General features: G+C 62.4%; 11 protein-coding genes. 4 read left to right on the plus strand and 7 right to left on the minus strand.

Annotation, left to right across the window (positions count from 1 at the left end; genetic code table 11):
• Positions 1-7: 7 nt before the first annotated feature.
• Entirely contained in the window at positions 8-307 is a 300-nt protein-coding gene (locus tag F6X37_RS02600) for an Arm DNA-binding domain-containing protein (RefSeq protein WP_410451185.1), read from the minus strand.
• 389 nt (positions 308-696) lie between these two features.
• Here F6X37_RS02600 and F6X37_RS02605 point away from each other — a divergent pair, with 389 nt between their 5' ends.
• The gene (locus tag F6X37_RS02605; RefSeq protein WP_187610207.1) at positions 697-2589 is read left to right on the plus strand and encodes a hybrid sensor histidine kinase/response regulator; all 1893 of its coding nucleotides are present in this window, start codon (positions 697-699) and stop codon (positions 2587-2589) included.
• 45 nt (positions 2590-2634) lie between these two features.
• Here the strand turns inward: F6X37_RS02605 and F6X37_RS02610 are convergent, their stop codons facing one another.
• The 4 genes from F6X37_RS02610 to F6X37_RS02625 all read right to left on the minus strand — a co-directional run bounded on the left by F6X37_RS02610 (position 2635) and on the right by F6X37_RS02625 (position 6284).
• Complete coding sequence (locus tag F6X37_RS02610) at positions 2635-3402, minus strand: response regulator transcription factor (protein ID WP_187610208.1); 768 nt, start codon at positions 3400-3402, stop codon at positions 2635-2637.
• Between the two features lie 256 nt (positions 3403-3658).
• Complete coding sequence (locus tag F6X37_RS02615) at positions 3659-3856, minus strand: hypothetical protein (protein ID WP_187610311.1); 198 nt, start codon at positions 3854-3856, stop codon at positions 3659-3661.
• Entirely contained in the window at positions 3831-4835 is a 1005-nt protein-coding gene (gene cydB / locus F6X37_RS02620; protein WP_187610209.1) for a cytochrome d ubiquinol oxidase subunit II, read from the minus strand. Before cydB ends, F6X37_RS02615 begins: the two co-directional genes overlap by 26 nt.
• A 24-nt stretch (positions 4836-4859) precedes the next feature.
• On the minus strand, positions 4860-6284 hold the full coding sequence (locus tag F6X37_RS02625; protein ID WP_090806103.1) for a cytochrome ubiquinol oxidase subunit I: 1425 nt from the start codon (positions 6282-6284) through the stop codon (positions 4860-4862).
• Between the two features lie 623 nt (positions 6285-6907).
• Between F6X37_RS02625 and F6X37_RS02630 the strand changes: the two genes are divergently transcribed.
• From F6X37_RS02630 to F6X37_RS02640, 3 genes are all read left to right on the plus strand, one after another.
• Entirely contained in the window at positions 6908-7729 is an 822-nt protein-coding gene (locus F6X37_RS02630; RefSeq protein WP_018420811.1) for an alpha/beta fold hydrolase, read from the plus strand.
• 358 nt (positions 7730-8087) lie between these two features.
• Positions 8088-8882, plus strand: a complete 795-nt coding sequence (locus F6X37_RS02635) for an NAD-dependent epimerase/dehydratase family protein (RefSeq protein WP_184067005.1) — start codon at positions 8088-8090, stop codon at positions 8880-8882.
• 45 nt (positions 8883-8927) lie between these two features.
• On the plus strand, positions 8928-10226 hold the full coding sequence (locus F6X37_RS02640) for an MFS transporter (protein ID WP_187610210.1): 1299 nt from the start codon (positions 8928-8930) through the stop codon (positions 10224-10226).
• 824 nt (positions 10227-11050) lie between these two features.
• Here F6X37_RS02640 and F6X37_RS02645 read toward each other — a convergent pair.
• Positions 11051-11344 (minus strand): contact-dependent growth inhibition system immunity protein, encoded by a 294-nt coding sequence (locus F6X37_RS02645; protein WP_187610211.1) that lies wholly within the window; start codon positions 11342-11344, stop codon positions 11051-11053.
• On the minus strand, positions 11341-12174 hold the full coding sequence (locus F6X37_RS02650) for an RNase A-like domain-containing protein (RefSeq protein WP_187610212.1): 834 nt from the start codon (positions 12172-12174) through the stop codon (positions 11341-11343). The genes F6X37_RS02645 and F6X37_RS02650 overlap by 4 nt, the downstream gene beginning before the upstream one ends.
• Between the last annotated feature and the right edge of the window lie 80 nt (positions 12175-12254).

Below are 12254 nucleotides of genomic sequence, written 5' to 3' on the forward strand. Positions count from 1 at the left end.
TGCCCGCTCAAGCGTGATTTGCTGGCGTACTGCTTTTTTTGGGGCCGTTGGGATCAGCGCCCAGTGAGACACGAAGCTTGATGGCTTGATGTTTTTCGCGAATGGCGTTCAATGTGTCACGGGGCCAGGCACCCAGCGCCACTTCCTTCTGTTGCCCGTCGAACCGATAGCGATAGCGGAAGTGCACACTAATCGCGCCGGTTGCGGACACGTGAACCTTTCCTGCGACTCCATTGCCATCCCGGAGGACGCGTCCTTGGTCTATCGGCGTGAGTACGGCCAGTAGTTTTTCGGTCAATTCCCCCACAGCATTCCCCCACAGCGAACCGTTATGTCGGGGCAGTGTATAGAAGGCAGGAGTAAAACGGTAAACATGTTATTTGTTTTTAATCAACAGCTTAGTTGTCTTTAAAATTGGTGCGACGCGACATAAAAACTCGCGATGGTAAACTGCCGGATAAACCTTCGGGTGGATTGCTGACGATTCGTCTGAAGAGCGCGCATTCGCCGTAGAATAGACCGCGCGGGCGGCGCGTTCGGTCGCCCGATTGGACCCGCGGTTGCCACGAAGTGCCAGAGCGCCGCCGCTTCGTCAGTGTTTCGTCTCAACGAAGTTGCCATGCCCGCGCGATAAAGCTGCGTGGGATCGGCGTAAGCGCTAAAGCGCTCACGCCGATCGACAGAGGAGACCGCCCCATGCGGGCCGACCCGATCCAGCGTGCCATCGACGAAGACCTCGTGCGCGTGCTCTACGCGCAGGATCCGATCGCGTTCTTTTCGCACTGGTTTTCGATCGCGGTGCTGGTGGCGATCTACTGGCCGCATGTGCCGGCACCGCCGCTGTTTATCGCGTGCTTCGTTTTTTATGCGCTCGCCAATTGCGCGGGCCTGGCGCTGTGGATTTGCAATCGCCGTTATCCGCAGCTCGTCTCGCCGCGCGACTGGATCTATCTGCACGCGCTGCGCGGCGTGCTCCTCTATAGCGGGCCGGGCTTCGCGGTGTGGTTCGCGTTCCAGAGTCCGCAAACCGATCTGCCGTTATTGCATACCGTACTGCTGGTGACGCTCGCGGCCGGCGTGTTCATGTCGAATGGATTCGATCTCCTCAATTTTTCGACCTCGATTCCGTTTCTGCTGCTGCCGTCGATCGTGCTGCATTTCGGCTCGCATACGTTCGATCGCACGATTCTCGCGATCGTGCTCGCGTTCTTCTTCTGCGCGATCAACGTCTACGCGATGAGCTATCGCAAGCTGTTTCGCCAGGTCGTGCAGGCGCGTGTCGATCAGCAATACCTCGCGGAATCGCTGGCCGCGCAAAAGCGCGTCGCCGAAGAAGCGAGTCTCGCGAAGACGCGCTTTTTCGCGGCGGCAAGCCACGATCTGCGTCAGCCGCTGCATGCGATCGGCCTGCTTGCGGCATCTCTGAACGATCCGACGGCGACGCCCGCGCAGCACGCGAAGACGGCCGGGCACATCGTCTATAACGTCGAGGCGCTCAATCAGCTGTTCAACCAGGTGCTCGATCTGGCCCGGCTCGAAAGCGGCGTGACCCAGGTGATCCGGTTGCACTTCCGGCTCTCCGAGCTGTTCGACCGGGTCGGTAGCCAGTATCGTCCGCAGGCCGCGGCGAAGGGGCTCGCGCTGCGCATCGCGCCTACGACGATGGTCGTCTACGACGATCCGGTGCTGCTCGAACGCGTGTTGAGCAATCTGCTGTCGAACGCGGTGCGTTATACGGAGCAAGGCGCGATCTGGCTCGGCTTGCGGCGCGCGGGGCGACAGAAGGGCGGCTATATCGAGGTGCGCGATTCGGGCGTCGGCATTGCGCCGCAAGAGCACGAGCGCATTTTCGAGGAGTTTTACCAGGTCGAGAATCCGCAGCGCGACGCGCGTCAGGGGCATGGGCTCGGGCTGCCGACCGTCAGGCGGCTCGTCGGCCTGCTCGGCGGCGAGTTGCAGCTGCGCTCGGCGCCGGGGCGCGGCTCGGTGTTCCGCTTTGCGGTGCAGGCGGGTGACGCGAGCGGCATCGTCGCGAGTCTGAACGATTCGGTCGCGGGCGGCCCGGCCGCGCAGGGGCGGCGCGTGCTGTGCATCGACGACGAGCCGTCGATACTCGAAGGCCTCGCGAGTCTGCTCGAGCGCTGGGGCTGCGACGTGCGCGGCGCGCGCGACGAAGCCGGCGCGCTCGCCGCGCTCGCGGACAGCTTCGTGCCCGACGCGGTGCTGTGCGACTACCAGCTCGCCAATCACCGCACCGGCGCGCAGGCGCTGAGCGCGATACGGGGCGTGCTTGCGCGGGAGGGGCACGGCAATGTGGTGACGCTGCTGATCACCGGCGATATGGCGTCGGCGGAGCTGACGGCGCTCGCGTTGCAGGGGATTCCGGTGCTGCACAAGCCGGTGACGCCGGCGCGCTTGCGGCGCACGCTGGAAATGCTGTGGCAGCAGGCGGAGCTCGATCAGGGGCGGCCGGCGGGTGCGGTGGTGTTGGGGGGCGGAGCGCCGGACGACCCAGCGCCGTCGCCCGCCGCGGCCGGCTCGCCGCAAGCTGAAGCGGGCTCAGGGGCGCAAAGCGAAACGCAGCCTTAGAGGCTGGAACCAAGACGGGTTGGGCTTGCGGCGCAGCACAAAGCGCTACAACGTCTTCCCGGCCTCCAGCCATCCATTGATTACGGCGATCGCCGTCGACCGGTTATGCACACCAAGCGCCCGAAAGATCACCGACAGATGCACCTTCACCGTGCCTTCGGCGACGCCGAGATCGCGCGCGATCATCTTGTTGGTCCAGCCGCGATGCACGAGCCGCATGATGTCCTGCTGACGTGGTGACAGGTTCTCCAGCAGATGCTGCTGATGCGGCTGCAGCGACGGTACCTGCGTGACCGGTTCGAGCTGCGGGACGGTGCCGGGGCCCGGCGCGCGGACGGCTTGCGCGGCGGCGCCCGGGGCCGGCACACGTGCCGATCCATCCGCATCGGGGCCCGCCCGCGTCTCGCGCGAGCCGAGCAGACTCAGCGCCTCCATCGGCACATAGGCACCGCCGGACAGCACCAGTTCGATCGCCTTCAGCATCACGCTGGCGGGCTGGCGCTTGGGGACGAAGCCGAGCGCGCCGGCCGCGAGCACCGCGCGCATCTCGTCGGGCGATTCCTCGGCGGACAGCACCACGACCGGCAGCGCCGGATTCGCCTTCAGCAGCGTTTCGAGCGACCTCGCGCCGCTCATGCCCGGCATATGCAGGTCGACGATCGCCAGATCGTGATTCGCGTCGGGGCGAGCGGCGGTCGCAAGGGTTTCCCAGCTGTCGGCTTCGTCGAACTGGGCGTCGGGATCGAAGCCGCGCAGCATGCCTTTGACGCCTTGCCGGATCAGTTCATGGTCGTCGGCTACAAGAAACTTCATGATGTCTCCGCGAGTCGAGCCTGTCCGTTGAGGGCTGCCGCCGTTGCACATGCCGCAGTTGCAGGCTGCGCAGTTGCGCTGCGACGCCCGTGGCCGGCTGCCGGCATCGTTCGATGCGCTTCGTGATGTTAAGGCAGGTCTCCCGCGCATAGGTTCCGGCTTGCTACGTAGACGAGCCGCGCGCCCTGTTTTTGAAGCGCTGACGCGCACGATCCGGAAGGTTATGCCCGCCGGATCGACACGGGTTCGCGCGCCGCTATCTGACCGCGAACAGCGTCGCATTCATGAGAAGCTTGAAGGCGAAGCCGAGCGACATCGCCGCGCTCACGCCGAAACACCACAGCGCGATGAACCAGAGCCAGCCCGGCAGTTTGCGGCTGGGCGTTGCGGCAGTGGCGGTGGGAGCCGACGCACTGGCACCGCGCGTTTCAGTGATAGTGATGTTGGTCGCCATGACGCACCTTGCCTCGAAAGACCCAGTAACCCATCGTCGTATAGGCGACGATGATCGGCAGGATCACCGCCGCGCCGGCCAGCGTGAACGTCTGGCTCGAGCGTGGCGCGGCGGCTTCCCATAGCGTGATGCTCGACGGAATCGCATACGGCCACAGACTCACGAGCAGCCCGAGATAGCCGAGCAGCACGAGCGCCAGCGCGAGCACGAACGGCGTGTTGTGATGGCGCGCGCGCACCGCGCGATGCATGAAGAACGCGCAGATCGCGACGAGGAACGGCACCGGCAGCAGACGGTAGAAGATCCCGTCATGGAACCAGCGTTGCGCGATGCCCGCATCCATCAGCGGCGTCCACAGGCTCACGAGCGCGATGAAGCCGAGCAGCACCAGCGTCAGCGGCCAGACCACGCGATGCAGCCGTCGCTGCAGATCGCCCTCGGTCTTCGCGATGAGCCAGCAGCAGCCGAGCAGCGCGTAGGTCGCGACGAGTCCGAGGCCCGTCAGCAGGCTGAACGGCGTGAGCCAGCCGAACGCGTCGCCGGCATAGGCGCCATCGGCGACCGGAATGCCTTGCAGGAACGCGCCGAGCACGATGCCCTGGAAGAACGCCGCGCCCGCCGAGCCGCCGATGAATGCGAGATCCCACAGATGCTTCGTGCGACGCGACTTCGCGCGGATCTCGAACGACACGCCGCGAAAGATCAGGCACACGAGCATGAACACGAGCGGCAGATAGAGCGCCGACAGCACGGTCGAGTAGACGACCGGAAACACCGCGAACAGCGCGGCGCCGCCGAGCACGAGCCAGGTTTCGTTGCCGTCCCACACCGGCGCGACCGTGTTCATCATCAGGTCGCGTTCCTTTTCGTCGGGGAAGAACGGAAAGACGATGCCGATGCCGAGGTCGAAGCCGTCCAGCACCACGTACATGAAAAGGCCCAGCGCGATGATCGCGGCCCATACGACGGTTACGTCCATTTTTTCTTTCTCTCGAAGCGTAGGTTAGACGGCGTCGATCATCTGATCGGCGGCGGACAGCGGGCGGCGCGCGGTCTGCGCGGGCGTCGGCCGCGGCAGGCCGTGGGACATGTCGTTCGCCTTGCCGCCAGGCAGCGCGGGACCGGAGCGCATCAGCTTCAGCATGTAGTAGATGCCGGTGCCGAACACGAGGAAGTAGACGGCCACGAACGTCATCAGCGACAGACCGACCTGCTGCGTGGTCAGCGGCGACACCGCCTGCGACGTGCGCATCACGCCGTACACGACCCACGGTTGACGGCCCGCTTCGGTGGTGACCCAGCCGGCCAGCAGCGTGATGAAGCCGCTCGGCCCCATCGCGACGCACAGCCGCTGGAACCACTTCGCTTCGAACAGGCGCCCGCGCCGGCGCAGCACCCAGGCCGCGATCGACATCGCGATCATCAGCACGCCGAGGCCGGCCATGATGCGGAAGCTCCAGAACACGACGGTCGAATCCGGCCGGTCCTGAGGCGGAAATTCCTTCAGACCGCGGATTTCGCCGTCCCAGCTATGCGTGAGGATCAGGCTGCCGAGGTGCGGCACCGACACCGCGTAGCGCGTGGTTTCGGCCTTCATGTCGGGGATGCCGAACAGGTTCAGCGCGGTACCGCCTTTTTCGGTATCCCACAAGCCTTCGATCGCCGCGATTTTCGCCGGCTGATACTTGCGTGTATTGAGGCCGTGCTGATCGCCGACGAATGCCTGGATCGGCGTGAGGATCAACAGCAGCCAGAGCGCCATCGAGAACATCTTCTTGACGGCGGGATCGCGCCGGCCGCGCAGCAGATGCCACGCGCCGACCGCCGCGACCACCAGCCCCGCGACGATGAACGCCGCGAGCGCCATATGCGCGAGCCGGTAGGGGAACGACGGATTGAAGATGATCTTGAACCAGTCGAGCGGCACGACATGACCGTCGACGACTTCGAAGCCCTGCGGGGTCTGCATCCAGCTATTGGACGCGAGAATCCAGAAGGTCGAGATCAGCGTGCCGATCGCGACCATCAGCGTCGCGCCGAAGTGCGCCCGCGGACTCACGCGCTGCCAGCCGAACAGCATGATGCCGAGGAAGCCCGCTTCGAGAAAGAATGCGGTCATCACCTCGTACATCAGCAGCGGACCGGTGATCGGCCCGGCGAAACTCGAGAAGCCCGACCAGTTGGTGCCGAACTGATAGCTCATCACGACGCCGGAGACGACGCCCATGCCGAAGGCCACCGCGAAGATCTTCGACCAGAACAGACAAAGATCTTTGTAGTAGGCCTTGCCGGTTTTCAGCCAACGCCATTCGAGAACGGCGATGAAACTGGCGAGACCGATGCTGAGCGCGGGGAAAACGATGTGAAAAGAAACGGTGAACGCGAATTGAATGCGCGCGAGATCGAATGCCGATAGTGCGGAGTTCATGATCCTGTTGTGCGTGATGGCCGCGTGAGCAGACTTACGCGCGTCGACCGATGTCGGTGCGCACTGCGCTGGGCAGATGGCGCAAGAGTAGGGGATCGAAACAAAAAGTGTTGCGATGCGATGTGCGTCAAAAAACCGCCTTGTTTTATGCGAAATACGCTTATCGATGAGGCAAGCCGTTGTTGAATATCAAGTTTCTTTTGGCGGTTGATACGTCGCCGTGTGTGCCTCGTCGCGTGAGCTGCGTCAATCGACCGCGCTGCAGCAATGCGTTTCGCGCAGCCTTGCGCGGCAAGGTCCCGGGCGGTGTCTGTCGCCAGCCGACAATCGATCCATCCAAACCGACTTCGTCGGTGGGCGTGCTGGTCAGGCGATTTTTTTACTTCTACGATGCACGCTGCCGCGTGGCCGTTTCAGCTTTTTCTCTTCAGTATTCGTTGCGCATTATCCGTTCGCCATTCGTTTGGTGTTGATGTTATTTCGCGGCGGAATTTCTCAATAGGTCATGACTCATTGCCGCATTCGCACGGCGTTCTGTCATGCGTCGCGCGCATACTTCGTGAGCAGCTTGCGCTTCATCCACCTGCCGGCGACGGCAGACTTCATCGACAAGGAGTCAGCAGATGAGCACGATCAGGACGAAAGACGGTACCTCGATTTTCTACAAGGACTGGGGCCATGGCCGCCCGGTCGTGTTTTCGCACGGCTGGCCGCTGACCGCCGATGCATGGGATGCGCAGATGCTGTTTCTCGGCAGCAAGGGCTTTCGCGTGATCGCGCACGACCGGCGCGGTCACGGCCGCTCGGAGCAGCCGTGGGACGGCAACGAGATGGACACCTACGCCGACGATCTCGCCGCGCTGATCGAACATCTCGATCTGCAGGACGCGACGCTGGTCGGCCATTCGACAGGCGGTGGCGAAGTTGCGCATTACATCGGCCGGCATGGCACGGGGCGCGTCGCGAAGGCTGTGCTGATCGGCGCGGTGCCGCCGTTGATGCTGAAGACCGCCGATAATCCGCTCGGCCTGCCGATCGACGTGTTCGACGGCATCCGCAAGGGCGTCGCGGACGATCGCTCGCAATTCTTCAAGGATCTGGCCGTGCCGTTCTACGGCTACAACCGGGAGGGCGCGAAGGTGTCGCAGGGCGTGATCGATTCATTCTGGCGCCAGGGCATGGCCGGTTCGATCAAGGGGCTATATGACTGCATCGAGCAGTTCTCCGAAGTCGACTACACCGAAGATCTGAAGAAGATCGACGTGCCGACCCTGGTGCTGCACGGCGACGACGACCAGATCGTGCCGATCGACGCGGCCGGCCGACGCACCGCGGAGATCGTCAAGAACGCAACGCTGAAGGTTTATCCGGGCGGCCAGCACGGCATGTGCACGGTGGAGGCCGACAAGGTCAATGCCGATCTGCTCGAATTCATCGGCGCCTGAGCGAACGTAACGATGTGATCCGTTGAGGGCGCGGGCGGCATACGGACGCCGCTCGCGTCGGACGCCACGCGCCCGCTGGCGTCGGGTAAATCCACTTCTGGAACAAAAATCCACTTCGAGTTATACGATGTCGCACGAAGGCGACGTTCCTATGCCTTTGTTTTTTAAAGAGGTACGAAACTGCCGCGCAGTAATTTAAGGGTAAATGCGGAGTTGAAATCCGCTTGTCCATCGTCGATAGTACGTTATCGTACAACTTGAGTGTGTTATGCGACGCGCGCAGCGCGATTCGCCGGCCGCTCAGATCCTCCGTCTGTTCTCTGAAGACCTCGCGCGCGGCGCAGTAAAAGGAACCCCTATGAAGAAGATTGCCCTGAGTGGCGCCGGCGGCCAGCTCGGCTCCGTGGTACGTGCTGAATTCGTCGCGCGTGGCGTGCCGTTGCGCTCGGCCGCGGGCTCCAAAGTACTGACGCCGCTCGTCGACGGCGAAGACGTGATGAACGGCGACCTGCGCGATCCGGCGGTGGTCGACCGTCTGCTGAACGGCGTGGACGTGCTGATCCATTTCGCCGGCACGAGCGTCGAGCGTCCGCTGCCCGAGATCATCGAGAACAACCTGCGCGGCCTCGTCGAAGTCTACGAAGGCGCGCGCCGCAACGGCGTGAAGCGCATCGTGTTCGCGAGCTCGAACCACGCGATCGGCATGTACCCGGTCACCGAGCATCTGAGCCTCGACTGCGAACTGCGCCCGGACGGCTTCTACGGCCTGTCGAAGGTGTGGGGCGAAGCGCTCGCGCGCATGTACTGGGACAAGCACGGCATCGAAAGCGTGTGCGTGCGGATCGGCAGCTGCCTCGAGCGTCCGACCGAGCAGCGCCATCTGAGCACCTGGTTCGGCCACAAGGACCTGATGCATTTCCTCGAGCGCTGCATCGAAGCGGAAGACGTCGGCTTCCTGACCATCTGGGGCGTGTCGGCCAATACGCGCAGCTGGTGGGACAACAGCGGCGCCGCGCGCCTTGGCTACGAGCCGAAGCAGAACGCCGAGGACTACGCGCAAGACATCCTGTCGCGCCCGAATCCGCTCGATGAACTGTGCCAGCGCTACCAGGGCGGTAGCTTCGTCGGCATCGACTATTCGCGCAAGGCTTGAGTCCCGTTCGGCTTGACGGGCAATGCATCACGAGGAGTAGCAGCAATGAAGATCAAGGGTATTCGCTGGTGGATGGTCGCGCTGGTCGCGGCCGGCCTGATCATCAACTACCTGGCGCGTAACACGTTGTCGGTTGCGGCTCCGACGATGATGAAGGAGCTGAACATCACGACCGAGCAGTATTCGCACGTGGTCGTGGCGTGGCAGCTCTGCTATGCGTTCATGCAGCCGGTCGCCGGTTTCGTGCTCGACACGATCGGCACCAAGGTCGGCTTCGCGGTGTTCGCGCTGGCGTGGTCGGTGGCGTGCGCGGCGGCGGCATGGGCGACGGGCTGGCGTAGCCTCGCAGTGTTCCGCGGTATCCTGGGTCTCGCCGAATCGGCCGGGATTCCGGCTGGCGTGAAGGCGACCAGCGAGTGGTTCCCGGCGAAAGAGCGGTCGGTTGCGATCGGCTGGTTCAACATTGGCTCGTCGATTGGCGCGGTGCTTGCGCCGCCGCTCGTCGTGTGGGCACTGTTTCACGGCCGCTGGCAACTCGCGTTCGTGATCGTCGGCGTGGCGGGTATCGTATGGAGCGTGCTGTGGATGACCATCTACAAGCATCCGCGCAACCAGAAGCTGCTGGCCAACGCGGAGCGCGACTACATTCTGAGCGGCCAGGAAGCGAAGCATCACGATGACATCAACGCGCCGAAGCGCAACTGGCGCGCGATGTTGGCGAGCCGCGATTTCTGGGCGATCGGTATTCCGCGAATTCTGTCCGAGCCGGCCTGGCAAACGTTCAACGCGTGGATTCCGTTGTACATGATGACCGAGCGTCACATGAACCTGAAGGAAGTCGCGATGTTCGCGTGGATGCCGTTCCTCGCCGCCGACATCGGCTGCGTGCTCGGCGGTTATCTGAGCCCGCTGTTCCACAAGTACGCGAAGGTGTCGCTGTTCACGTCGCGCAAGATGGTGTTCGTGGTCGGTGCGCTGTTCATGATCGGGCCGGCGTGCGTCGGTCTCGTCGAGAGCCCGTACATGGCGGTGGCGCTGCTGTGCGTCGGCGGCTTCGCGCACCAGACGTTGTCGGGCGCACTGTACGCGATCACCTCGGACATGTTCGGCAAGCACGAGGTCGCGACCGCGACGGGCATGGGCGGCATGGCTGGATATCTGGGCGCCGCGGCGTTCACCGCGCTGTTCGGTGTGCTCGTCACGCAGATCGGCTATAGCCCGCTGTTCGTCGTGCTGGCGGTGTTCGATCTGATTGCCGCGGTCGTGGTCTGCCTGATGGCCAGGAGTTCGGAAAAGATGCCGGAGCCGAAGTGGGCGTCGGCCGGTGCGGTGACGGCGAAGTAAGGCGAAGTGCGGTCGGCTTTAGTGGGCCGATGTGGTGAAAGAAGCGGCGCCCATGAGTGAGCGCCGTTTTTTTGGTGCGCCAGGCATGGCGCGCAGCGCCGTGAAAGGCGCTATCTGGATCGCTGTGGTGGCGAACTGGATGACTTGGGGGTGAGAGTCCCCTACACACCCGGCAAGGGGAAGTGTTAGCGGACGGCAAGGGTGTCCATCGTGAGGTGGAATCTGAAGGAAGCCGAAGGCAAAGCGCTGGCCTGACGAACAGGAAGCGGATATTAGGCGGTATGGCGGGGTGAGCAGGCCAAAATCTGTAAAGCCCGATACTTGCACGGAACGCCATGACGTAGATCCGACAGGCCTAAGCGTGAAGGTCGCGCGTATTACCCTGGGAGATCTGCCATCCTGCCTTGTGCTACTGGCATCGAGAGGTGTCGGAATGGGGTGGCAGAAGTCAGCAGAGGTCGTAGTAGCCGTTGAAACCGGAGCGGCGAAGGGCCAAACCTGTCACGAGTGGCAAGTCACGCGTGATCTCTGCGTATCTGGGCAGAAGCCTCGGCCATGCCGGGGGCCTGCAGCCATGCTGGAGGGGCCGGAAGCCCCGAGAGAGGCTGAGGTGTCCATCGGATGCCAGGCGACACGACGCACGAAACAAGCTCACGCCGACGACCGATCCGGTCCGAGGCCGACGGGAAACGCCGGATACGTGAACCGTACGTCCGGTGTTGTGGGAGGACGGCGGGGGCAACCCCGCCTCCTACCCGATTCGGTTTTGCGGCCGTTTGCAGGATGGCGCCGTTGCGCCGTGAGCGTTGCAGCCGGCAAGCAGATTAGTCGCCCAGCAGACGTTTTAATTCGTCAAAGAAGGATGCGGTAGTGTATCCCCACAATTTCGGATGGAAATTAAATCCATAATCTTCGTAAAACTTTTGGTCAAGATTTTCGCTTGCTTCTTTTTTATATTTATCTATTTCGCGCAGCGTCTCTGCAATTTCTTCTCTAGAACTGTCTTCCTTGAAGCACGATACAACCTGCTCCAGAGTGTCACCCCAGAGATCGCTGTCTTGGTTGAGATATCCCCCGAACAGGACATAGAACTGGGGATATGATTCTTCGTTCATCATTTCAGTAGATAAGACGTCAAAATGTAATATGGCATTCCATTGTATTTCTCATATTTCAAGACAACCTGAACCATACTCATACCCTTTACTTGCCCGGTTTCTCGGTTAATTCCATAACCTACAGTTTTTCCAACGTTATGGAATAGAGTTAACACAAGTCTCGGATTTGATTGAGCCCAACTCCTGATTTTCAGTGTGTTGGATTCCATAACCTTGGAGATCGCCCATTCCGCCGTCGGTAAATCCCGAAACGACGATACTACGTCTCTTTTTGGTTCTAGGCGCAGCCTCTCGCGCAATTGCGCCTCAGTCCGCCCGACATGCTTTTCGATTGTATGCCCGCCGATCCGGCTACCGTCCTTCGCTTCGTGCTCCATCAGTCTGATCCGGCCCATCACGATCTGCGAAGTCCGTACAGCCTTGATCGAACCAGCAAAGCCAAACGGCACGACCATATCGAGCCACAGACCGATATTGTTCGCCATATCGGGACTGGCATTCATCGCTTCGGCGAGTTTCGTCGTGCCCTGCTGGGTTAGCGTCGCCGTATCTCGCGCCGTCCAGATCTGACGCAAGCCAGCGGCCGCTGTGTCCGAGCCGTGAACGCCGAACACAACGCATCCGGCCTTGCTTGCCATGGTCGGTTCTGGCATCACACACAGCGCGCCGGCCCCGACCATTTCCAGCAGACCGCCGACAAGTTGCAATCCGCCCCATAGCCGGTTGGAAAGCATTTCGCCGTGGCTGATCGATTGGCGGGTCAGCACCGCCGCCAGTTGTGGCGCACTGAGTACGACGCGCACGCCATCCGAATCCTGGTTATATGACACTCCGGACTCCTCTGTCGTTGTTGGGGCTATCAAGCTAACAGCCGGGTACAGAGCGAGGGAATGGGCGAAGGATGATTCTT

Origin of the sequence: Paraburkholderia sp. 31.1, from assembly GCF_014397645.1 — a bacterium.
Taxonomy (GTDB): domain Bacteria; phylum Pseudomonadota; class Gammaproteobacteria; order Burkholderiales; family Burkholderiaceae; genus Paraburkholderia; species Paraburkholderia tuberum.